The organism is Frondihabitans sp. PhB161 (assembly GCF_003814635.1).
Taxonomy (GTDB): Bacteria; Actinomycetota; Actinomycetes; order Actinomycetales; family Microbacteriaceae; genus Frondihabitans.
In genome coordinates, this window is sequence record NZ_RKQW01000003.1 from 238,544 (window position 1) to 261,132 (window position 22,589).

Below are 22,589 nucleotides of genomic sequence, written 5' to 3' on the forward strand. Positions count from 1 at the left end.
AAGGATGCGCCACTTCTCGTTCCTGAGCGACGACTACCGATCCCGGCTCTTCCACCGGCAGCCCGTCGAATTGACGACCGCATCGCCCGCCCGTCTGCTCAGCACGGCGCTCGGTGCGACGCTGTACACTCCGGGAGATCGACCGGACCTCGCGGGGTCAGTGATCCGGCAGACGGCGCGCGGCGCGATCAGCATGGTGCTGTGCCTCGAAGACAGCATCGCCGACGACGTCGTGCCAATGGCCGAAGACAACGTGGTGCAGGCCCTGCGTGACCTCGATGGTTGCGACGGGCTCCCGCTCCTTTTCGTGCGGGTGCGGACTGCCGCGCAGATCACGATGCTGGCCGAGCGCGCGGGTGACGCTATCGGAAGCCTCGCCGGCTTCGTCGTGCCCAAATTCCACAACGACGACGGCTATGGGCAGGACTTCCTCGATGCCCTGCACGAGGTTCAGTCCGCTCGGCCGGCCCGAGCCGGGTCGCTTCGGATCATGCCGATCCTCGAGTCGCCGGCCATGATCCATGCGGAGTCGCGCACGCGCGTGCTCTCGGACATCGCGAGCCTGCTGCAGGCGAACCGCGACGACGTGTTGGCCGTTCGTATCGGCACGACCGACCTCTCGAGCGTGTTCGGCCTGCGGCGCTCGCGCGACCTCACCATCTACGACGTCAACGTCGTGGCCTCGGTGATCGGCGACATCGTCAACATCCTCGGCCGCGGGAGCGACGGATTCACCATCACGGGCCCGGTCTGGGAGCATTACGCCGACACGGAGCGCCTCCTGCGCCCGCAGCTTCGCCTCACGCCGTTCGCCGAAGCCCACGAAGAGAACCTCCGACGCCAGCTGCTGGTCAAGAACTACGACGGCCTGCTCCGTGAGATCACGCTCGACCACGCCAACGGCCTGCTCGGCAAGACCGTCATCCACCCCTCGCACGTTCCGCTCGTGCACGCGCTCTCGGTGATCAGCCACGAGGAGTATCTCGACGCCGTCGCGATCACTGCCCCCGGGTCGGCCGGAGTAGCCGCCTCCCCCTACAGAAACAAGATGAACGAGATGAAACCGCACCAGATGTGGGCCGAGAAGACTCTGCTGCGCGCCGATGCCTTCGGCGTGGCCTCCCCGGAGGCGACGTTCGTCGACTTCCTCGAAGCGAGCATGCTGTGATCCGCACCTGGACGGGCTCCTACGTCAGCGACGAGTTAGGGCTCGACATCGACCAGGATCCGGCGAACAGCGTCGTTCCCGTCGATGCCCTGGTCGGTGTCGCGCTCCGTCGGAATCCCCGCCGCGCCCACCTGCTGGTCTCCACCGTTCTCGCCAAGCACGTGCCGACTCCCCCGCTTCTCGTCGAGAGCGCGGGCGCGCTCCTCGGCACCCTCGTCGCGGAGCAGCTCGGGCGGCCTGCCGAGCCGGGCCTCGTCGCCGATGCGTCACGGCAGCTCGCAGAGGCCCTAGCGACGCCGAGGCCGGCTCGCGACGAGCTACTCGCCCTCCGCCGTCTGCTCCGGGGCGCCGAGGTGGTCGTGCCCGACGCGGTCGCGCTCGGCTACGCCGAGACGGCGACCGGTCTCGGGCGCCTGGTAGCCGACCAGCTCGGCTGCTACTACATCCACTCCACCCGGAGATCGTCGCCCGGCGACCGCCCGGTGGGCGGTTTCGATGAGGCCCACTCGCACGCCACCCGCCATCAGATCGTGCCGACCGACGAGGGCTGGCTTCGGCCCGGAAGCACCCTCGTGCTCGTCGACGACGAACTCAGCACGGGGTCGACGATTATCAACACGATTCGCGAGATCCACGCCCTAGCCGCTCCCCGACGCGTCGTCGTGGCCGCCCTCGTCGACCTCCGCTCCGAGACCGATCGTGCGCGATTCACTGAGCTCGAGCACGAACTCGACACCGTGATCGACGTCGTGTCGCTCGGGAGCGGCGCCGTCCGGATTCCCGACGGGTTTGCTGCAGCCGCGGCGGAGCGGGTGGCCGAGACGGTCGAGACCGCCCCGGTGCCCGTCGATGAGCGGGGGTCGGCGCGGATCCTCGAGGCTCCTGTCGTCGGGGTGCTTGCTCCCGACCGCTCGGGCGCGTCTCACCGCGATCGCTCTGACGGAGTCGTCGCTCGGGCGGTGGCCGATGCGGTGGAGGCGAGCTCGCGAGAGTCGACCCCAGTGTCGACCCTGGTGCTCGGGACCGAGGAGTTCATGGCGTTCCCGCTCGAGGTCGCCGCCCTGCTCGACACTCGCCGGGTCGGAGTGCTGTTCTCGTCGACGACCCGCTCGCCGATCGCGGCGATCGACCGTGACGACTACGCGATCCGCTCGGTGCACTCGTTCCCCTCGCATGACGAGACGATCGACGGTCCCGGCCCGCGGTTCGCCTACAACCTGACGCCCGGCGGTCGACGCTTCGAGCAGATCGTGCTCGTGCCGGAGCCCGGTGTCACGCTCCACGACCTCGCCGATGTGCTCGACGTGCTCGCCACAGCCTGCGACGAGGTCGTCGTCGTGACCGTCAGCGCGCCCGTCGACGAGGTGGTCGCGAGACCCCTCCGCGGCCCTGCGTTCGGGTCGTACCGTGCCGATGAGGTGAGCTGGTTGCTGCAAGACCTCGGTGGCATCGCTCTCGAGGCGCCCTCGGCTGACCGTGAGGCGGCCATCCAGTCCGGGCGAGCACATTACGCCGAGTCGCTCCCGCAGGAGTACGTCCCGTCGCCCGAATATCGCACGCTCTACGCCGACGCTCTGGAGCGGTCGGCCCGCCGCGTGGCTCTCGCTGTCGGAGTGGCGGCCGAGATGGTGCTCGACGGCCGCGAGCGGCCACCCGTGCTGGTCTCGTTGGCTCGCGCGGGGACGCCGATCGGCATCCTCATGAAGCGCTGGATCGAACGGTCGAGATCGATCGGCGTCGACCATTACACGATGAGCATCGTCCGTGGTGTCGGTATCGACACGACAGCGCTCGACTGGCTGGCAGACCATCACGACCCCGCCGACGTCGTCTTCGTCGACGGCTGGACAGGCAAAGGCGCGATCGCGCGCGAGCTGACCGCAGCTCTCGACGACTATGCGGCGGCGGGCGGCTCGCGCTTCTCCGACGACCTCGTCGTGCTCGCCGACCCCGGCCACTGCGTGCCTGTCTTCGGCACCCGCGACGACTTCCTCATTCCCTCCGCATGCCTTAATTCGACGGTCTCGGGGCTCGTGTCACGGACCGTGTTCAGCGAGCGGCTCATCGGCCCGGGCGAGTTCCATGGTGCGAAGTTCTACTCCGAGCTTGCGGCCGACGACGTCTCGGGCGAGTTTCTCGACACGGTGTCGGAGCACTTCGCCGCGGTTCGCGCCGAGGCCGCCGCCGCAGCGATCGACCTCCTGGCCACCGACCGGACCCCCACGTGGGAGGGCTGGGCCACGGTCGAGCGCCTTCAGCAGGAGTACGGCCTCGACGATGTCAACCTGGTGAAGCCGGGTGTCGGCGAGACCACCCGCGTGCTGCTGCGGCGGGTGCCGTGGAAGATCCTGGTGAGGCCCGACGCCCTCGACGAAGTCGCGCACGTGCTGCTGCTCGCTGAGCAACGGGGTGTCGAAGTCGTTCACGTCGAGGGGCTCCCCTATAGCTGCGTCGGTCTTATCCGTCCGCTGGCCAGCGACTCGCTCGACCCCGCCCAGGGTGCGCTGTGAGTGGCGATCTCGTCGCGTCCGACCTCGACCGGACACTCATCTACTCGGCACGAGCACTGCACCTCGACGAGACGAGTGCGGGAGTCGGCAGTTCGGCGTCCGACGGCAGCGCGTCCGACAGCCGCGCGCTCGACCTCGATGCTCCGTTGCTCACCGTTAGCGAGATCTACCGGGGTGAGCCCCTCTCCTTCATGACGCGGGCGGCAGAAGAGCAGCTCGCTGCCCTCGCCGCCGAGGTCGTCTTCGTGCCGGTCACCACCCGCACCGTGGCTCAGTTTCGACGCGTTCGCCTGCCGACCGTCCGATTCGAGTACGCGGTGACGACCAACGGCGGTGTCCTCCTCCACCACGGTGAGCCCGACGGTGACTGGGCCGACACCGTGATGCGGCGCCTGGAGGGGCGGTGTGCTCCACTCGCCGAGGTCGAAGCGCTGCTGCCCGATCCTCACGACGACGGCTGGATCCTTCGGTTCTCTCGTGCGGAAGACCACTTCGTGTACGCCATCGTGCAGCGCGACCAGCTGATCGAGGGCAGCGCCGCAGCCGACAGTCTCGCGACCCTCACGACAGAGGTCGAACGACGGGGCTGGACGGTCTCGCTGCAGGGGCGGAAGCTGTATCTGGTGCCGGCACCGCTGACCAAGAGCGCCGCCATCGCCGAGGTCGCGTCGCGGGTGGGGGCGAGCCGAGTTCTTGCGGCCGGAGACTCGCTCCTCGATCTCGACCTGCTCGACTTCGCCGATGTCGCCTATCGGCCCGCGCACGGCGAGCTGCACGATCTCGGGGTTGCTCGGCCGCACCTCGGCGTGACCGAGGCGAGGGGTGTTCGTGCGGGAGAGGAGATCGTCTCCCGCCTCCGCGCCGACGTCGCAGCGGGAGTGCCCTCGGTCGCCCGATGACACCGCGGCTTCACCGTTTCGCGCGACCGGCTCTGTTCGGCGTCGTGGCGTTTCTCGTCTCGTTCGCGTTCTCGTGGGTGCCGTCGCCCTGGGGCGACGAGGCGGCGACCGTGCTGTCGGCGGATCGGCCCTGGCTCTCCCTCGCGCGAATGCTGACGACGGTGGATGCCGTCCACGGTGTCTACTACGCCGTCATGCACGTCTGGATCGATGCATTCGGGCAGTCGATGGCCGCCCTCCGGCTGCCGAGCGCGTTGGCGGTCGGGTTCGCGGCGGCGGGGGTCGTCGTTCTCGGGGATCGGCTCGGGAACCGCCGAATCGGGACCATCGCCGGAGCGGTCTTCATCGTCTTGCCCCGGGTCACCTTCATGGGCGGCGAGGCCCGCTCGTATGCGTTGAGTTCCGCCGCGGCGGTCTGGCTCGTGGTGCTGATTGTCCACCTTCTCCGCACTCCGGGGCTCCGGCGCCGTGTTTGGTTCGCGTATTCGCTTGCCCTAGCCATCAGCATCGGCATCTTCCTCTATCTGGGGCTGCTGATTCCGGCGGTGGCAGTCGCCGTGGTCGTGCCGTGGCTGTGGCGGGGGCGGCAGAGGGGGCGAAGCGTGGTGGTCGAGCCGGCACGCTGGATCCGCTTCACGCTCCTCGGGATCCTGCTCGCCGGCCCCGTGGTCGGCTTCGCCATCGGGCAGCGCAACCAGATCAGCTTCCTCGGCGACGAGCAGGCGGTCACCCTGCACACGCTCGTCGTGACGCAGTGGTTCGGCAGTTCTCCGGTAGCTGTCTTTGGCTGGTCGGCGATCGCCGTGGCCCTCGTCGTCGGGGTCTGGGAGAGTCGGCGACACACTCGTGCGGACGACGCCACAGCGTCTTTGCTCTCGCTATCTGCAGCTGCGGTGTTCGTGCCAATGCTGATTCTCTTGGTCGTCAACGCGCTCGTCGCGCCGATCTACACAACGCGTTACCTCTCGTTCGCGACGCCGTTCGTGGCGCTGCTGATGGCTCTGGGCATATCCACGATCACTCGTCGATTCGCAGTTCAGGCAGTCGTCGTTGTCGGACTCGCAGTGCTGGTGCTTCCCGTGTACGTCGCACAGCGACAACCGTTCGCAAAAGACGGCGGCAGCGACTGGGCCGAGGTCGCCCGGGCAGTGGGCGAGCGGGCTCGCCCCGGCGACGCGGTCGTGTTCGACGACGACGTGGGCAACTCACGCAAGCCCCGTGCGGTGAAGTATCTCTACCCGAGCGATTTCGCCGGGCTGGTCGACGTCACCCTGAAGACGCCGTACGCCCAGACCTCGGGAATTCGTGATGTAACGCGATCGATCGAAGCGTCGGCGGCAGCGCTGCGGGCTACTGACGGCCGGGTCTGGTTCGTCGACTACAGGGGGCTCTCGGGCGACCGCCCGGAGCAGCTCGCCCAGTTGGAGCGCCTCGGCTACCGGGTGACGTTGACGGTGGGGCTGCATCGCGACACCCTGTACCGGCTCGACCGCCGAGCGTGACGACGAGCCCTTAGCGATCTCCGCAGACGCAGAAACGCCCCGTGACTGCCGAAGCAGAAACGGGGCGTTGTGCGGAGCGTGAGGCGCTCGGGCCTACTTGCTGCCGAAGTTCTTGAAGCGCTGGTTGAACTTCTCGACGCGGCCGGCGCTGTCCATGATGCGCTGCTTGCCCGTGTAGAACGGGTGCGAGGCCGACGAGATCTCGACGTCGATGACGGGGTACTCGACGCCGTCGAGCTCGATGGTCTTGCTGCTGGTGACGGTCGAGCGCGTGAGGAAGGTCTCACCCGAGGCGAGGTCGCGGAACACGATCGGGTTATAAGACGGGTGGGTGTCGTTCTTCATGGGGTTCCTCAGAGGCTAGGGGTGAACTGGTTTTTGCCAGCTCGTGGGAGTGCAGGCACAGTGAGCCCCGCAAACAGCCTCTAACGATACCAGACAAAGAGCGGCGAGCCGAGCTGCGGCTGATGCGCAGGCTCCACTGACCGTGGGGCCTTCCCGACGCGGTTCGGCCGAAGTGACGCGGCTCGCCAAGTCGCTTTGGCCGATTCGCGTCACCTTTTGGTGAGAACGCCTAGACGGCGCGAGCGGTGTAGCGCCCAGCGTCTTCGACGACGGTCAGCTCGAGGCCGAACGTGTCGCCCAGCGTGGATGCGGTGAGCACCTCGGCGAGCGGACCCATCGCCCGCACTTCGCCCCCGGCCAGCAGCAGCGCGTGCGTGAAGCCGCGCGGGATCTCTTCGACGTGGTGGGTGACCATGACGATGGCGGGCGACCCCTCGCTCGAGGCATAGCCGCCGAGCATGCGGAGGAGCTCTTCGCGGGCACCGAGGTCGAGCGACGCGGCGGGCTCGTCAAGCAGGAGGAGCTCGGGGTCGGTCATCACGGCACGGGCGATCTGCACTCGCTTCTGCTCGCCGTCGCTGAGGTCGCCGAACGACCGGTCGGCGAGGTGACCGAGCTTCCACTCGTCGAGCACACGGTGGGCCCGACGCACGTCGACGCCCTCGTACTCTTCGTTCCAGCGGCCGGTCACGGAATACGCCGCAGTGAGAACGACGTCGAGGACTTTCTCTTTCGGCGGGATCCTTCGCGCGATCGTGGTCGACGCGAAGCCGATGCGGGGTCGGAGGTCGAAGAGGTCGACGCTGCCGAGGTCTTCACCGAGGATCTCGGCCTCACCGGACGACGGATGCGTCTGCGCGGCCGCCACCTGGAGGATCGTGGTCTTGCCGGCACCGTTAGGCCCGAGCACGACCCAGCGCTCGTCGGAATCGACGGTCCACGACACTGAATCGACCACCGGCGAGCCATCTCGAACAACGGACACATCGGTGAGCTGCAAAACGGTGGCCATGACAGAACTCTATTCCACGGGGGTGCTCGAAGCCGTCACTATTCCACAGGTGATGGATCGATCGGCGTCAGAGCAGCGAACGGTAGATCTCGAGGGTTCGATCGGCGATGCCGCCCCACGAGAAGTCGGCCTCGGCGCGGAGACGACCGGCTCGGCCCATCAGAGCCGCCAGCCCAGGATCCGAGACGGCATGGGTCAAAGTCGAGGCCAGATCGTTCACGAAGCGCTCCGGGTCGAGCGGGGTTCCAGTGCCGTCGGTCGCCTGGTCGATGGGGACGAGCCAGCCGGTGAGCTGGTCGGCGACGACCTCGGGGATTCCGCCGGTCGCCGTGCCCACGACGGGGAGACCGCAGGCCATGGCCTCGAGGTTGACGATGCCGAGGGGCTCGTAGATCGACGGGCAGACGAAGACCGTCGCGGCCGACAGGACGGCACACAGCTCGTCGCGCGGCAGGATGCGCTCGATCCACACGACGCCGGAACGCTCCGCCTGGAGCTCCTCGACGAGGCCCGTCACCTCCTGCATGATCTCGGGGGTGTCGGGGGCTCCGGCGCAGAGGATGAGCTGCACGTCGTCCGGGAGCAGCTTGGCCGCGCGCAGCAGGTACGGCAGGCCCTTCTGGCGCGTGATGCGACCGACGAAGACCACGGCGGGGCGATCGGGGTCGATGCCAAGCGAGCGGACCAGCTCGGGCTCGTCGAGGCGCCGCCATGTCGTGAGGTCGATGCCGTTGTAGACGACGTCGACCTTCGTCTCGTCGATCGACGGGTACGAGCGGAGGATGTCGCGCTTCATGCCCTCGCTGACCGCGATGACCTTGTCGGCGGTTTCGTACGCCTGTTTCTCGATCCAGCTCGAGACGCGGTAGCCGCCGCCGAGCTGCTCGGCCTTCCACGGCCGAAGCGGCTCGAGGGAGTGCGCGGTGAGAACGTGGGGAACCCCGTGCAGCATCTGGGCGAGCTGCCCGGCCGCGTTGGCGTACCAGGTGTGCGAGTGCACCACGTCGGCACCTGCGACGTCCTGGGCGATCGCGATATCGACGCCGAGGGTCTTGAGCGCACCGTTGGCGTCGGCCAGCTCCGCGAGATCGGGGTAGCCGGTCGTGCCACTCTCGGTGACCGCCGCGCCGAAGGCTCGAACCTCGACGTCGATGGAAGAACGGAGGGCCTTGACCAGCTCCGTCACGTGGACGCCCGCTCCCCCGTAGACGTTGGGCGGGTATTCCTTGGTAATCACATCGACTCGCACGGCCCTTACCGTAGTCGTCCGGGGGCGAAACGTGCCATTCTGGGCCCATGGCATCAAAGAAGATCTTCGGCATCGTGTTGGCAGGCGGAGAAGGCAAGCGGCTCATGCCGCTGACCGCTGACCGGGCGAAGCCCGCCGTGCCCTTCGGCGGAAACTACCGTCTCGTCGACTTCGCTCTGTCGAACCTGATCAACTCCGGGTTGCGGCAGATCGTCGTCCTGACCCAGTACAAGTCGCACAGCCTCGACCGGCACGTGTCGCAGACCTGGAGCATCGAGGGCCTCCTCGGCGCCTACGTCGCGTCCGTGCCTGCCCAGCAGCGCCTCGGCAAGCGGTGGTTCGCCGGGAGCGCCGATGCGATCCTGCAGAGCCTCAACCTGCTCCGCGACGAGAAGCCCGACATCGTCGTCGTGGTGGGTGCCGACCACGTCTACCGCATGGACTTCGAGCAGATGGTCGAGGCGCACATCGCCTCGGGCAAGAGTGCGACCGTCGCGGCGATCCGTCAGCCCATCTCGCTGGCCGACCAGTTCGGCGTCATCCAGACGAACGCCGACGACGCGACTCTGATCGACGCCTTCCTCGAGAAGCCGAAAGACCCGGTGGGTCTCGCCGACTCGCCCGACGAGGTGCTGGCCTCGATGGGCAACTACGTCTTCAACGCCGACGCGCTGATCGACGCTGTGCTCCGTGACGGAGAAAACCCCGAGTCCGACCACGACATGGGTGGCGACATCATCCCCGATTTCGTGTCGCGAGGCGACGCGGCCGTCTACGACCTCAATCGCAACGAGGTACCAGGCGCGACCGAGCGCGACCGCTACTACTGGCGTGACGTCGGCACCATCGACTCGTTCTACGACGCCCACCGCGACCTCATCGCCGCGCTGCCGGTCTTCAACCTCTACAACACCGACTGGCCGATCTTCAGCCAGCAACTGAACTCGCCCCCGGCGAAGTTCGGTCGCGACGAGCACGGCAACCCGGGGTCCGTGATCGAATCGATCGTGTCGCTCGGCACCCTCGCGGTGGGCTCGCACATCGAGCGGAGCGTCGTCGGGCCGTGGAACACCCTCGACTCAGGATCACGAGTGGTTGACTCGGTGCTCTTCGACCGCATCTACGTCGGCAAGAATTCGATCGTCAACCGCGCGATCCTCGACAAAGACGTGGTGATCGCCGATGGAGCGCATGTCGGGCTCGACGCCGAGGCCGATCGGGCTCGCGGCTTCACGGTCACGCCCTCGGGAATCACCGTGGTGGGCAAGGGCGTTCGCGTCGAGTCCTGACGCCGCCCACTACCCTGAGAGCGTGCCGCGCTTCCTCATCGTCCTCGACGTCGACTCCACCCTCATCGAGAACGAGGTGATCGAGATGCTCGCCGACGCCGCCGGTTCTCACGACGAGGTGCGCGACATCACCGAGCGAGCGATGGCGGGCGAGCTCGACTTCGCCGAGAGCCTGCACGCCCGAGTCGCAACGCTCGAGGGGCTCCCTGAAAGCTGCTTCGCCGACGCCTCGGCGAGAGTGCAGGTCACTGCGGGGGTTCCCGAGATGATCGCCGGTGTGCATCGGGCAGACGGGCTCATCGCCGTGGTCTCGGGCGGGTTCCACGAGATCCTCGATCCACTGGCTCGTGATCTCGGTCTCGACCACTGGCGGGCCAACCGGCTCCAGGTCGAAGACGGCCACCTCACCGGTCGCGTCGAAGGGCCGATCGTCGACGCCGACGCCAAAGCCGCGGCCCTGGTCGAGTGGGCTGCGAACGCCGGCATCCCCCGGTCTCAGACGATCGCGGTCGGCGACGGCGCCAACGACCTTCAAATGATGCGGGCCGCCGGGCTCAGCGTCGCCTTCGACGCCAAACCGCGGGTCCGCGCGGCGGCGGACGTCTCGCTCAGCACCCGAGACCTCGCGTCGGTGCTGGCACTCGCGGGCCTGCGCGGATGACGCGGAGCCCAGGATCCGGCCCGCCGGATCCTGGGCTCCGCGCCCCACGCGCTCTCGAGCCCTAGTGGCCCATGCCGAGGCCACCGTCGACCGGGATCACGGCGCCCGAGATGTAGCCGGCGCTGTCTGACGAGACCCAGACCACGGCGTCGGCGATGTCGTCGACGGTGCCGAACCGGCCGGCGGGGATGCTCTTCTTGTATTCGGCCTGCTGCGCCTCTGGCAGCACGGCGGTCATGTCGGTCTCGACGAAGCCCGGTGCGATCACGTTCGCCGTGATGCCGCGCGCGCCCAACTCGCGGGTGACCGAGCGGGCGAAGCCGACGAGGCCGGCCTTCGACGCCGAGTAGTTGACCTGGCCTGCTCCGCCGTAGAGTCCGACGACGCTCGAGATCAGCACAATGCGCCCGAATCGCGCCTTGAGCATGCCCTTCGAGGCGCGCTTGACGACGCGGAAGGTGCCGCCGAGGTTGGTGTCGATGACCGACGTGAAGTCGTCTTCCGACATGCGCATCAGCAGGGTGTCTTTGGTGATGCCAGCGTTGGCGACCAGGATCTCGATCGGCCCGAGTTCTTGCTCGACGGTGGTGAACGCGGCGTCGATCGAGGCCGAGTCGGTCATCTCGGCGTGGACGGTGAGGGTGCCTTTGGGGCCGGCGCCAGAGCGTGCCGTCACGGCGACGCGGTGGCCGGCGGCTACGTAGCGAGCGGCGATGGCGTAGCCGATGCCGCGGTTTCCGCCGGTGACGAGGACGGTGCGAGGGGTTTCCATGTGGGTCTCCATGTCTTCTCGCCGGGGCGCACGGGCCCCGACTTGCTCGGGATCGAGAGATCACACCCGGGAGATGTCACGGCCTCGACCGGAGCGACCGCGATAAGCCTAGTCTCGCCATAAAGGGCGGATACCCAAGACGCCTTACGATTATGTGATGCCCTCCCGTTCGGCCGGGCATCGACGACGCCTAAGCCCGTGAGTGAATGAGAACGACGAAGAAGACGACCAACGCGATCACCTCGCTGCCGCCGTCGCCCGACGAAGAGCGACACGGCCGGATGATCCGCTACAGCCTGGCGATGTTCATCCGCCTGGTGTGCGTCATCGTCGCATTCCTCATCCCGTTTGGTTGGTGGACGGCCCTTCCGGCCGTCGGCGCCATCGTGCTCCCGTACGTCGCGGTCGTGCTGGCCACGGTCGGCTCCGAGGGGCCGCAGGGTCAGGTCGTGCGCCCCGGCGGAGTCGAGATCTACCGACCCGAGCAGGGTGTTCCGGGATACGAGGGTCAGGATCCTCGAGACCGTCCCTTCACCGGCGCCTCGGGCGAACCGACGTCTCCCGGCCCACACCGCCCGTGATCATCGGTTCGGCCGGCCCCGACATCCCCCAGTGCTCCCGTGCGGGATGCCGCGCCGACGCAACGCGTCAGGTGAACTGGCGCAACCCGAAGATCCACGGCATCGACCGCGTGAAGGTCTGGGCCGCTTGCACCGAGCACGTAGACTTTCTCGCAGAATTCCTGCGCTCCCGCGACTTTCCCGTGGAGGTGACAGAAATGGGCGTGACCGTGTCGGCGGTCGGAACGGAGGCCACCTCGTGAAGGAGTGGCGTTTCGCGCTCTCGAAGAAGTGGGTCGGCTACCTGTCGGTCGCCGTCGTCTTTGCGATCATCTGTGCGGGGCTCTCGCACTGGCAGTGGGAGCGACGCGGCGAGAACCTCGCTCTGCAAGAGAAGCTCGACGCCAACTACAACGCCCGGCCCGTCGACCTGTCGTCGGTGTTGCCGAACCTCGACTCGTACTCGACGTCCGACGAGTTCACGCCGGTTCGGGTGACCGGCACCTATCTCGCCGACGACTACTTTCTGGCTCGCGACCGCAGCTACAACGGGTTCCCCGGCTTCGAGGTGCTGGTACCGCTCGAGACCGAGAGCGGCGAGATCTTCGTGATCGACCGCGGCTGGGTTCCGACCGGCAACACCCACGACTATCCCGACTCGGTGCCCGCTCCCCCGAGCGGCACGGTCACCGTCATCGCCCGACTCGCTCAGACGGAGCCGGACGTACCGGGTCGCACCGACATCCCCAACACCAACGAGCTGGCCGTCATCAAGCCGGCGACGATCGGCAAGCGGCTCGATCTGCCGACCTACACCGCGGCATTCGGTCAGCTCAAGAGCGAGACGCCGTCGGCGGCGACACTGCCCAAGCTGGCTCAGAAGCCCCAGGTCGACTACGGCCTCAACGTGTCGTACGCCGTGCAGTGGGTTCTGTTCGCTCTCGCCGGCTTCGGTTTCTTCGCCTACGTGATCCGCCAGGAGTACGACCTCCACAACAGCGACGAAGAAGACCAGCGCTGGCTCGAGGAGGAGCGCGAGCGCAAGCGGCTCAAGCGCGGCCCGAGCGACGCCGAAATCGAAGACGGCGATCTCGACGAGTCGGGTTACGAGAGTTCGGCGCCGGGTACGCGCATCAGTCGCTGAGCGCCGTAAGACGTACCGCGGACTCCCCCACCTGCCGCGGCAGGTCTGAGAGTCCGCGATACGTGTTGCGGCGGGGGCTACGCCAGCGTCCTGTGCTCGATGGTCACGCTGGCTCCGCTTCGCTACGCCAGCGTGATCAAATCGGAGTAGTCGGGCGTCCAGTGGTCTTCGGTGCCCTCGGGCATGATCAGCACGCGCTCGGGGTTCAGCGCCTCGACAGCACCCTCATCGTGGCTGACGAGCACCACAGCACCCTCGTAGTTGTTGAGCGCGTCGAGGATCTCGAGCCGCGAGGCCGGGTCGAGGTTGTTGGTGGGCTCGTCGAGCAGCAGCACGTTGGCGCCCGAGACGACGATCATCGCCAGGGCCAGACGGGTCTTCTCGCCACCGGAGAGCACACCGGCCGGCTTGGCCGAGTCGTCACCCGTGAAGAGGAACGACCCGAGCACACGACGCGCCTCCATCTCGGTGATGTTCGGTGACGACGACACCATGTTCTCGAGCACGCTGCGCTTGACGTCGATCGTCTCGTGCTCCTGTGCGTAATAACCGATGCGGAGCCCGTGCCCCGGCTCGAGCTGACCGGTGTCGGGCGCGTCGACACCCGCGAGGATGCGCAGGAGGGTCGTCTTGCCGGCACCGTTCAGGCCGAGGATGACCACCTTTGATCCGCGGTCGATGGCGAGGTCGACGGCCGTGAAGATCTCGAGGGAGCCGTAGCTCTTCGAGAGGTTCGTCGCCATGAGCGGCGTCCGCCCGCAGGCGGCGGGGGTCGGGAACCGGAGCTTCGCGACCCGGTCGACGGCACGCACCTCGTCGAGCCCCGCGAGGAGCTTCTCGGCGCGAGCGACCATCTGGTGCGCCGCGGCGGCCTTCGACGCTTTCGCACCGAAGCGGGCGGCCTGCTTCTGCAGCTGACCGGCCTGCTTCTCGGCGGTGGCGCGCTCTTTTTTACGACGCTCCTCGTCGGAGGCGCGCTGGCGCTGGTAGTGCTTCCAGCCCATGTTGTAGATGTCGATCTGCTGGCGGTTCGCGTCGAGGTAGAAGACGCGGTTGACGACCTCGTCGACGAGCTCGATGTCGTGGCTGATCACGATCACGCCGCCCTGGTACGTCTTGAGGTACTCCCGCAGCCAGACGACGCTGTCGGCGTCGAGGTGGTTTGTCGGCTCATCGAGGATCATCGTGTCGGCGGCCGAGAACAGGATGCGGGCGAGCTCGATGCGGCGACGCTGACCACCCGACAGGGTCGACAGTGGTTGGTCGAGGATGCGGTCGGGCAGGCTGAGGTTGCTGGCGATCGACGCGGCCTCCGCTTCGGCGGCGTACCCGCCAAGGGCGTTGAAGCGGTCGTCGAGGTCGCCGTAGCGCTTCATGGCCTTCTCGGCCACGGCCGGGTCGTCGCTGCCCATGGCGAGCGACGCCTCCTGGATGCCGAGGAGGATCTGGCCGAGACCACGGGCATCGAGGATCCGGGTGCGAGCCAGGTCTTCGGGGTTCCCGCTGCGGGGATCCTGTGGCAGGTATCCGATCTCACCGGTCTTGTCGATCGAGCCACCGGTGGGCATCGTCTCGCCCGCCAGGGTCTTGGTCATGGTCGTCTTGCCCGCGCCATTTCGGCCGACCAGGCCGATCTTGTCGCCCTTTTCGACACGGAAGGTCACGCCCTCCATGAGGAGGCGGGCGCCTACGCGAATCTCGAGGTCGTGCACGGAGAGCACAGCGAAAGTCCAATCATCTGGTGAGGTGTCCACAACGCCGCCCGCCGTTGGGTCGCCCCTAGGATGAAGAGGAATCAGCGTGGAACCGAATCGTCGGAGCAGACTGCGCCGATCGACCTACCTATTCTAGGAGATTGCATGACCAACCCCGCAGCATTGTCCGCCGGCGCCCTTCTTCCGGCCCGCAAGTCGGTGCTCGCCGATCGCTTCGTCACGCGGAGCATCGCGACCGATGCCGCGCTCATCGCGGGCGGAGTCGCCGTCATGGGCGTTCTCGCACAGGTCGTCGTGCCGCTGTGGCCCGTCCCGGTCACCGGCCAGACTCTCGGTGTTCTGCTCGTCGGCGCGACTCTCGGCGCCCGCCGTGGTGCGCTGTCGCTGCTCGCCTACGCTCTCGTCGGCCTCGTCGGCCTGCCGATCTTCGCCGAGCACAACGGCGGCTTCGCCAGCGTCATGCTGCCGAGCTTCGGATTCATCGTCGGATTCATCCCTGCCGCCTTTGCCATCGGCTGGCTGTCGGAGCGCCAGTGGGATCGCCACGTCGTCCGCTCGCTCGTCGGCTTCTTACTGGCGTCGCTGATCCCCTTCGCCGTCGGTCTCCCCTTCCTCGGGTTCGCCTTGGCTCGACTGGGCTACCCGCACGACGTCTCCGCGGTGCTCGCGGCCGGCTTCACGCCGTTCATCGTGGGTGGCATCGTCAAGTGGGTCATCGCGGCCGGCATGCTGCCGCTGCTGTGGCGCGGTGTGCGCGCCCTCGACTCGAAGAAGAACGACTAGCCGCCGGATCCTTCGCTTTCGGGCCCCCGTCGTTCGCGGCGGGGGCCCTCATCTATGCAGGCAGCTTCTGCGCCGGGGAACGCAAAACCCGCACGACCGGCGAAACCATCTGCCCAGAGACACATGCTTTCGCCGACCGTGCGGGTCGGAACAGCTCAGTTAGATCGAGAAGCCGATGGCGCGCATCATGTCGCGCCCGTCGTCGGTGATGCGGTCGGGACCCCACGGCGGCATCCACACCCAGTTGATGCGGAAGGCGTCGACGACCCCGTCAAGGGCGTTGGCCGTCTCAGACTCGATCACGTCGGTCAGAGGGCAACCGGCGCTCGTCAGAGTCATGCTGATGATCAGCGCGTCTTCGACCTCATCGTCGAGGGCCAGGTCGTAGATCAGGCCGAGGTCGACGACGTTGACGCCGAGCTCGGGGTCCATGACCTCTTTCAGGGCTTCTTCGATCTGGTCGAACTTCTCGGGCGCGAGTGCGATCGGCATGTCTAGGCTCCGGCCGGTGCAGCAGCCTCGGCCGACGCAGCGACGTAGCGGTCGTAGCCCTCGTTCTCGAGCTGGTCGGCCAGCTCGGGTCCGCCCTCGTCGGCCACGTGGCCGTCGACGAAGACGTGCACGAAGTCAGGCTTGATATAGCGAAGGATCCGCGTGTAGTGCGTGATCATCAGAATGCCGAGGTCGGTCGACTGGTGAGCGCGGTTGACGCCCTCCGAGACGATCTTGAGAGCGTCGACGTCGAGCCCGGAGTCGGTCTCGTCGAGGATCGCGAACTTCGGCTTGAGGAGCTCGAGCTGCATGATCTCGTGGCGCTTCTTCTCGCCGCCCGAGAAGCCCTCGTTGACGTTGCGCTCGGCGAACGAGGAGTCCATCTTGAGGTCGCTCATGTGCTGGCGGAGGTCTTTGACCCAGGTGCGGAGCGCGGGCGCCTCGCCGTCCAGGGCGGTCTTCGCGGTACGGAGGAAGTTTGCGACGGTGACGCCGGGAATCTCGACCGGGTACTGCATGGCCAGGAAGAGGCCCGCCTTGGCGCGCTCGTCGACGGTCATGTCGAGCACCTCGACGCCGTCGAGGGTGATCGATCCGCCGTCGACCTTGTACCGGGGGTGGCCGGCGATCGTGTAGGCGAGGGTGGACTTGCCGGAGCCGTTGGGCCCCATGACGGCGTGGATCTCGCCCTGCTTGATGGTGAGGTCAACGCCCTTCAAGATGGGCTTGTTGCCCTGCTCGGTGTCGATCGAGACCTGGAGGTCGCGGATTTCGAGGGTAGCCATGATGTTCCTTTAGTTGAATCTGGAGCTGAAGATCGGGAGGCCGCTACGCGACCGGAGGTGCCGTGACCGGTGTGGTGTCGATCCAGACGTCACCGTCGACGACCGTGACCGGGAAGACCGGCACGGGTTCGTAGGCGGGAAGGGTGAGCGGCTTGCCGGTGGTCAGCTCGAACTTCGAGCCGTGGGCCCAGCACTCCAGGGTGTCGTCTTCGACGAACCCCTCGGAGAGTGAGATGTCGCCATGGGTGCAGGTGTCGCCGAGGGCGTGCAACTGCCCCGCCGAGTCGCGAACCACGGCGACGGGGATTCCGTCGACCACGACTCGCAGGGCCTCGGACACGCTGACGTCGGCCTCGGCGCAGACCCGCTGCCCCACAGGTGTCGTAGCCATCAGTGCGTGCCTCCGGGTGCCGTGCCCTCACCGGTGACTCCGGCTGCGACATCGGGCTCGCTCGACACGTGGTCGGTGCCCGTCGCGACGGCGGCACCGGGCTGCGAGTCGACGTACGGAGAACGTCGCGCTGCCGTCGAGCTGCCCGCCGCGTTCGCAGCCGAGCGCGCATCTGCGCCGTCTGCGAGCTCGGCCTCGAGAGCCGCGATCAGGCGCTCCTGCAGGGCGGGCTCACCGATGTGCTGGACGATCTCGCTGAGGAAGCCGAGCACGACGATGCGGCGCGCTTCTTCTTCGGGAATGCCGCGCGACTCGAGGTAGAACAGGTGCTCGTCGTCGAAGCGGCCGGTGGCCGACGCGTGGCCGGCGCCCATGATGTCACCGGTCTCGATCTCGAGGTTCGGGATCGAATCGGCGCGGGTGCCCTCGGAGAGAACGAGGTTGCGGTTCTGCTCGTAGCTGTCGGTGCCGGGGGCCGTGCGCCCGATGAGGACGTCGCCGATCCAGACCGTCCGTGCACCCTCGCCCTGAAGAGCGCCCTTGTAGTTCACGCGGCTCTTGGTGTTGGGGGCGTCGTGATTGACGTAGACCTGCTGCTCGAGGTGCTGCCCCGCATCGGCGAAGTACACGCCGTTGAGGTCGGCGTCGGCACCCTGCGCCGCGAGGTGCGCCGACGGGTTGACCCGCACGATGGAGCCGCCGAGGCTCACGACGAAGTGCTTGAGCTGTGCGTCGCGGCCGATCTTGGCGAAGTGGCTCGAGAGGTGGACGCCGGAGTCGTTCCACTCCTGCACGCTGACCACCGTGAGGTGAGCACCCTCGTCGACCACGATCTCGACGTTCTCGACGAGCTGCGCATCTCCGGAGTTCTGGAGGATGACGAGACCGGTCGAGTTCGGCTTGGCGTGGATGACCGTGTGGCCGGCGCGCGGCGCGGTGTCGAGGCCCGAACGACCGACCGTGATCGATGTCGGCTCGTCGCCGGAGACGGTCACGAGCAGGACGTTCTCGGTGCTCGCCCAGGCGTTGGCCGAGGCCTTGTCTTCGGGCGTGCCGGCAGTGCCGACGAGCTCGTGCTCCGGTGTCACCCAGTCGACGGACGCACCGGGCGTCTCGCGGGCCAGATAGGCGTACGGGGAGCCGTCGAGCGGACCGTCGATGAGAGGACGGAGCGCCTGGACCGGGCTCAGCTTCCAGTTGACCTCGCGGCCGGTGACGGCCGGGAAGGCCGCCGGGTCGGTCGAGGCGAATCGGCCGGAGCGGGTCTGGACGGGGATGGGCCTGTCGGCCCAGGCCCCGTCGGTGTGCGCCGCAGAGCCGGGCACGACGGCACCGTTCGGCACCGCCGCTTCGTCGATCGGCGTGGATGTGTCGGTCGTTGCGGGAGTGGCGGACATCTAGCCGACGGATCCTTCCATGCTCATCTCGATGAGCTTGTTCAATTCGAGTGCGTACTCCATCGGGAGCTCGCGGGCGATGGGCTCGATGAAGCCTCGGACGATCATGGCCATGGCCTCGTCTTCGGCCATTCCGCGCGACATCAAGTAGAAGAGCTGCTCTTCGCTCACCCGGGAGACGGTCGCCTCGTGGCCGAGCTGGACATCGTCGATGCGGATATCGATCGCCGGATAGGTGTCGGAGCGCGAGATGGTGTCGACCAGGAGCGCGTCGCAGCGAACCGTGTTGGCGGAGTGGTGCGCACCCTCGTCGACGCGGACCTCGCCGCGGTAGCCGGCTCGGCCACCGCCACGGGCGATCGACTTGGAGACGATCGACGACGTCGTGTACGGCGCCATGTGGATCATCTTCGCGCCGGCATCCTGGTGCTGGCCGGGGCCCGCGAACGCGACAGAGAGGGTCTCGCCCTTGGCGTGCTCACCAGCGAGGTAGATGGAGGGGTACTTCATCGTCACCTTGGAGCCGATGTTGCCGTCGATCCACTCCATGGTGGCGCCCTCGTGGGCGATGGCGCGCTTCGTGACGAGGTTGTAGACGTTATTCGACCAGTTCTGGATCGTCGTGTAGCGAACGCGGGCGTTCTTCTTGACGATGATCTCGACGACGGCCGAGTGCAGCGAGTCGCTCTTGTAGATCGGAGCCGTGCAGCCCTCGATGTAGTGCACGTAGCTGCCCTCGTCGGCGATGATCAGGGTGCGCTCGAACTGGCCCATGTTCTCCGTGTTGATACGGAAGTAGGCCTGAAGGGGAATCTCGACCCGGACGTTCTTCGGAACGTAGACGAAGGATCCGCCAGACCAGACAGCCGTGTTGAGCGCGGCGAACTTGTTGTCGCCGGCCGGGATCACGGTGCCGAAGTACTCCTGGAAGAACTCGGGGTGCTCACGAAGAGCCGTGTCGGTGTCCATGAAGATGACACCCTGCTCTTCGAGGTCTTCGCGGATCTGGTGGTAGACGACCTCGGACTCGTACTGGGCGGCGACGCCGGCGACGAGGCGGTTGCGCTCGGCCTCGGGGATGCCGAGCTTCTCGTAGGTCGCCTTGATGTCGTCGGGCAGCTCTTCCCAGCTGCCGGCCTGCTTCTCGGTCGACCGCACGAAGTACTTGATGTTGTCGAAGTCGATGCCAGAGAGGTCGGCGCCCCAGGTGGGCATGGGCTTGCGCTCGAACAGGGCGAGACCCTTAAGGCGGTTCTTGAGCATCCACTCGGGTTCGCTCTTGAGGTTCGAGATGTCGGTCACGACCTCGGGGTTCACGCCACGGCGCGCGGATGCGCCAGCGGCATCGGAGTCGGCCCAGCCGAACTCGTACTGGCCCAGTCCTGCGAGCTCCGGGCGGTCGATCAACACGTCAGACATACCTACCTCTTTCTTCGTCGTCTCGAACCGATACGTTCGTTGCGACATTCCCTGGCGGGCGGGACTCGGTCTCGCAGCTGCGAGAGGAGTCGGTATTCAGGGGCGACCACCCAGATCGATGTCTCTACACTCGAGACCGAGAGATCTGTGGTCTGCGTCGACGCACCGAAACCGGGTGTGTTCCTGAACCCCACAATGCTACAGGCCAGGCATCCAAAAGTAACGAAGGACAGCAATCCGTGAGCAATGCACAGGCAACGTCGATGGGCGTCATCGCCCGAGTCTGGTCGTGGCTCCCGGCTCGGATCGACCGGCGTGTCCGGTTCATCGCCTGGGCGTCTCTGGCCTGTCAACTCTTGCTCGTCGGCACCGGCGGCCTCGTCCGCCTCACCGGCTCCGGCCTCGGCTGCCCGACCTGGCCCGAGTGCACCGCCGGGTCGATCGTCACGACACCCGAGATGGGCTTCCATGGCATCATCGAGTTCGGCAACCGGCTTCTGACGTTCGTCCTCGTCATCATCGTGATCCTCGCCTTCTTCGCCGTGTTCCGCATGCGGAAGGTGCGACGCGACCTGTTCTGGCTCACGCTCATCCAGGCACTCAGCATCCCGTTCCAGGCGGTTCTCGGCGGCATCAGCGTCCTGGCCAAACTCAACCCCTACGTCGTGGGGTCGCATTTCATCGTCTCGATGGTCCTGGTCCGCATCACGGCGACTCTCGTCTACCGCGTCTATCACGGGCCGCGCGGCACCTCGGCCGCGACTCCCCCGTGGTACGCGCTCACCACGCGAGTCGCCGCGGTCTTCGTCGCCATCACGGTCGTGCTCGGCATCCTGACCACGGGGGCCGGCCCCCACGCCGGCGATGAGAACACCCATCGCAACGGGTTCGACCCCAAGCTCATCGAGACGCTGCACGCGGTGCCGGCGTTCGCGGTCTTCGTGCTGACGCTCGCCCTCGTGGTGGGCGCGATTCGACTCGGGCTCCCCCGGCTGTTCCCCCTCCTCCTCCTCGCCGTCGAGGTCCTCCAGATCACCGTGGGGCTCATTCAGGCCAATACCGGTCTGCCGCCGTTCCTCGTCGGCGTGCACCTCGTGCTCGCCGGGCTCCTCGTCGCAGCGATGACGGCGGTCACGCACACGCTCGAGAGCGACGCCGACCTCACGAAGCCGGTGCCGGAGGCAGCGACTATCGCTGCGTAGCGCTGCGGGGCTCGTGTCGAGCGGCGGGCCGCAGGATCCTGCGCCTCTGCCGCTCTTGACGGCCTGTTGTGCGCCGGGCTCCCCTCTGTCGCACCCGCCTGTCTTCCGAATTTGAAGGAGAAACGCGGGGCGCACCTTCGCCGATCCGCATGAACTGGTCGGCGTCCGGCGGTTTTTCCTTCGAATTCGGGCGCGCCCGCCACTCGACGACCGGTGGTGGCGAACTGCTGCACCGCCGAACGGCTGGGGGTGGCGAGCTGCCGCACCGCCGGACGACCGGAGCTTGTTGGAGGTCCGGCGCTGCGGCGGCGCGCCGCGCTACGAACTAGAAGGGGAGCAGCGGGTCGATGCCGACGGCCAGGAACAGCAGCGTCAGGTAGGTGATGGAGGCGTGGAAGACCTTCATCGGCTTGACCTCGGCCACCTGGGTGATCGCCCGGCTGTAGAGACGGTGCGACTCGACGACGAACCAGGCACCGCTCGCCAGCGCAACGACCGTGTAGAGCACACCCATGTGGGCGACCGGGATGAGGAGGAGCGAGCAGACGACGGTGGCCCACGCGTAGAGGATCACCTGCAGGCCGACGTGGGCTCGGCCGCGGACCACGGCGAGCATGGGCACGTCGACGGAGGCGTAGTCGTCGCGGTACCGCATGGACAGAGGCCAGTAGTGCGGCGGAGTCCAGAGGAAGATGACGGCGAACAGGATGACGGGCGCCCAGGTCAGCGAGCCGGTGACTGCGGCCCAGCCGATCAGGACGGGCATGCAGCCGGCGATTCCGCCCCAGACGATGTTCTGCGGCGTGCGGCGCTTGAGCCAGAGCGTGTAGACGAACACGTAGAACAGGATCGCGAACAGCGACAGTGCCGCGGAGATCAGGTTGACGGTGTACGCGAGCCAGGCGATGGACGCGACGCCCATGACGTACGAGAAGATGAGCGCTTCGCGGTCGGAGACATCACCCGTAACGAGGGCCCGGTCTTTGGTCCGTTTCATGACGCGGTCGATGTCTCGGTCGATGTAGCAGTTGAAGGACGACGCCGAGCCGGCGCTCAGGGCCCCGCCGATCAGGGTGGCCACGACGAGCCAAAGACTCGGAATACCCCCCTCGGCAAGGAACATCGTGGGAATGGTGGTGACGAGCAGCAGCTCCATCACACGCGGCTTCGTCAGCGAGACGTAGGCGCGGAACTTGCGTTTGACGCCGATTCGCTTGGCGGAAGATACCGCGGGCTGCGAGTCGGTGGGAGTGGTCAAAGCGCTATGGGTTGTCATACATCCTCTGATTGCTGG

General features: G+C 67.1%; 22 protein-coding genes. 11 read left to right on the plus strand and 11 right to left on the minus strand.

Annotated elements, in window-relative coordinates; all coding sequences use genetic code 11:
- Positions 1-4 precede the first annotated feature (4 nt).
- The 4 genes from EDF39_RS13135 to EDF39_RS13150 are packed head-to-tail and all read left to right on the plus strand — an operon-like array spanning position 5 to position 6,079.
- Positions 5-1,168: an HpcH/HpaI aldolase/citrate lyase family protein gene (locus tag EDF39_RS13135; RefSeq protein ID WP_123943802.1), complete on the plus strand. Its 1,164-nt coding sequence runs from the start codon at positions 5-7 to the stop codon at positions 1,166-1,168.
- Positions 1,165-3,678 carry a phosphoribosyltransferase domain-containing protein gene (locus EDF39_RS13140; protein ID WP_199726211.1) on the plus strand — a complete coding sequence of 838 codons (2,514 nt, stop codon included), beginning with the start codon at positions 1,165-1,167 and terminating at the stop codon, positions 3,676-3,678. The genes EDF39_RS13135 and EDF39_RS13140 overlap by 4 nt, the downstream gene beginning before the upstream one ends.
- Positions 3,675-4,577 carry a hypothetical protein gene (locus tag EDF39_RS13145; RefSeq protein ID WP_055957731.1) on the plus strand — a complete coding sequence of 301 codons (903 nt, stop codon included), beginning with the start codon at positions 3,675-3,677 and terminating at the stop codon, positions 4,575-4,577. Before EDF39_RS13140 ends, EDF39_RS13145 begins: the two co-directional genes overlap by 4 nt.
- Positions 4,574-6,079 carry a hypothetical protein gene (locus tag EDF39_RS13150; RefSeq protein ID WP_123943804.1) on the plus strand — a complete coding sequence of 502 codons (1,506 nt, stop codon included), beginning with the start codon at positions 4,574-4,576 and terminating at the stop codon, positions 6,077-6,079. The genes EDF39_RS13145 and EDF39_RS13150 overlap by 4 nt, the downstream gene beginning before the upstream one ends.
- Before the next feature lie 93 nt (positions 6,080-6,172).
- Here the strand turns inward: EDF39_RS13150 and EDF39_RS13155 are convergent, their stop codons facing one another.
- The 3 genes from EDF39_RS13155 to glgA all read right to left on the minus strand — a co-directional run bounded on the left by EDF39_RS13155 (position 6,173) and on the right by glgA (position 8,685).
- A complete protein-coding gene (locus tag EDF39_RS13155) occupies positions 6,173-6,424 on the minus strand; it encodes a type B 50S ribosomal protein L31 (protein ID WP_055957737.1) in 252 nt (83 codons plus the stop codon).
- 229 nt (positions 6,425-6,653) lie between these two features.
- The gene (locus EDF39_RS13160; RefSeq protein ID WP_055957739.1) at positions 6,654-7,436 is read right to left on the minus strand and encodes an ABC transporter ATP-binding protein; all 783 of its coding nucleotides are present in this window, start codon (positions 7,434-7,436) and stop codon (positions 6,654-6,656) included.
- Between the two features lie 67 nt (positions 7,437-7,503).
- Positions 7,504-8,685: a glycogen synthase gene (gene glgA, locus EDF39_RS13165; protein WP_123943806.1), complete on the minus strand. Its 1,182-nt coding sequence runs from the start codon at positions 8,683-8,685 to the stop codon at positions 7,504-7,506.
- Positions 8,686-8,732: 47 nt separating this feature from the next.
- On the opposite strand from glgA, the gene EDF39_RS13170 reads away from it, so the two are divergent.
- Positions 8,733-9,974, plus strand: a complete 1,242-nt coding sequence (locus EDF39_RS13170) for a glucose-1-phosphate adenylyltransferase (RefSeq protein WP_055957745.1) — start codon at positions 8,733-8,735, stop codon at positions 9,972-9,974.
- A gap of 22 nt (positions 9,975-9,996) precedes the next feature.
- Positions 9,997-10,635 (plus strand): phosphoserine phosphatase SerB, encoded by a 639-nt coding sequence (gene serB, locus EDF39_RS13175; protein ID WP_055957748.1) that lies wholly within the window; start codon positions 9,997-9,999, stop codon positions 10,633-10,635.
- A 61-nt stretch (positions 10,636-10,696) separates the two neighbouring features.
- On the opposite strand, the gene fabG is transcribed toward serB, so the two are convergent.
- Positions 10,697-11,407 carry a 3-oxoacyl-ACP reductase FabG gene (gene fabG / locus EDF39_RS13180; RefSeq protein ID WP_123943810.1) on the minus strand — a complete coding sequence of 237 codons (711 nt, stop codon included), beginning with the start codon at positions 11,405-11,407 and terminating at the stop codon, positions 10,697-10,699.
- A 206-nt stretch (positions 11,408-11,613) separates the two neighbouring features.
- On the opposite strand from fabG, the gene EDF39_RS13185 reads away from it, so the two are divergent.
- Genes EDF39_RS13185 through EDF39_RS13190 form a run of 3 tightly spaced genes read left to right on the plus strand, consistent with a single transcriptional unit; the run spans position 11,614 to position 13,111 of the window.
- Positions 11,614-11,988, plus strand: coding sequence for a DUF3099 domain-containing protein (locus EDF39_RS13185; RefSeq protein ID WP_084815859.1), 375 nt, complete (start codon positions 11,614-11,616; stop codon positions 11,986-11,988).
- The gene (locus tag EDF39_RS17525; protein ID WP_233573125.1) at positions 11,985-12,230 is read left to right on the plus strand and encodes a hypothetical protein; all 246 of its coding nucleotides are present in this window, start codon (positions 11,985-11,987) and stop codon (positions 12,228-12,230) included. The genes EDF39_RS13185 and EDF39_RS17525 overlap by 4 nt, the downstream gene beginning before the upstream one ends.
- Positions 12,227-13,111 carry an SURF1 family protein gene (locus EDF39_RS13190; RefSeq protein WP_055957752.1) on the plus strand — a complete coding sequence of 295 codons (885 nt, stop codon included), beginning with the start codon at positions 12,227-12,229 and terminating at the stop codon, positions 13,109-13,111. Before EDF39_RS17525 ends, EDF39_RS13190 begins: the two co-directional genes overlap by 4 nt.
- 122 nt (positions 13,112-13,233) lie before the next feature.
- Here EDF39_RS13190 and EDF39_RS13195 read toward each other — a convergent pair whose 3' ends face one another.
- Entirely contained in the window at positions 13,234-14,832 is a 1,599-nt protein-coding gene (locus EDF39_RS13195; protein ID WP_055957755.1) for an ABC-F family ATP-binding cassette domain-containing protein, read from the minus strand.
- Positions 14,833-14,970: 138 nt separating this feature from the next.
- Between EDF39_RS13195 and EDF39_RS13200 the strand changes: the two genes are divergently transcribed.
- A complete protein-coding gene (locus EDF39_RS13200; protein ID WP_158613232.1) occupies positions 14,971-15,609 on the plus strand; it encodes a biotin transporter BioY in 639 nt (212 codons plus the stop codon).
- A 159-nt stretch (positions 15,610-15,768) separates the two neighbouring features.
- Here EDF39_RS13200 and EDF39_RS13205 read toward each other — a convergent pair whose 3' ends face one another.
- From EDF39_RS13205 to sufB, 5 genes are read right to left on the minus strand one after another with little or no spacing between them, the layout of a single operon-like run.
- Positions 15,769-16,101, minus strand: a complete 333-nt coding sequence (locus EDF39_RS13205) for a metal-sulfur cluster assembly factor (RefSeq protein WP_055957760.1) — start codon at positions 16,099-16,101, stop codon at positions 15,769-15,771.
- A gap of 2 nt (positions 16,102-16,103) precedes the next feature.
- Entirely contained in the window at positions 16,104-16,886 is a 783-nt protein-coding gene (sufC, locus tag EDF39_RS13210) for a Fe-S cluster assembly ATPase SufC (protein ID WP_123943814.1), read from the minus strand.
- 43 nt (positions 16,887-16,929) lie between these two features.
- The gene (locus EDF39_RS13215; RefSeq protein WP_123943816.1) at positions 16,930-17,277 is read right to left on the minus strand and encodes a non-heme iron oxygenase ferredoxin subunit; all 348 of its coding nucleotides are present in this window, start codon (positions 17,275-17,277) and stop codon (positions 16,930-16,932) included.
- Entirely contained in the window at positions 17,277-18,674 is a 1,398-nt protein-coding gene (gene sufD / locus EDF39_RS13220; RefSeq protein ID WP_123943818.1) for a Fe-S cluster assembly protein SufD, read from the minus strand. The genes EDF39_RS13215 and sufD overlap by 1 nt, the downstream gene beginning before the upstream one ends.
- A complete protein-coding gene (gene sufB, locus EDF39_RS13225) occupies positions 18,675-20,093 on the minus strand; it encodes a Fe-S cluster assembly protein SufB (RefSeq protein WP_055961818.1) in 1,419 nt (472 codons plus the stop codon). It lies immediately after the preceding gene.
- A 239-nt stretch (positions 20,094-20,332) separates the two neighbouring features.
- Between sufB and EDF39_RS13230 the strand changes: the two genes are divergently transcribed.
- On the plus strand, positions 20,333-21,295 hold the full coding sequence (locus tag EDF39_RS13230; protein ID WP_370275187.1) for a heme A synthase: 963 nt from the start codon (positions 20,333-20,335) through the stop codon (positions 21,293-21,295).
- Between the two features lie 325 nt (positions 21,296-21,620).
- On the opposite strand, the gene EDF39_RS13235 is transcribed toward EDF39_RS13230, so the two are convergent.
- Positions 21,621-22,571 (minus strand): heme o synthase, encoded by a 951-nt coding sequence (locus EDF39_RS13235; RefSeq protein ID WP_123943820.1) that lies wholly within the window; start codon positions 22,569-22,571, stop codon positions 21,621-21,623.
- Positions 22,572-22,589 lie beyond the last annotated feature (18 nt).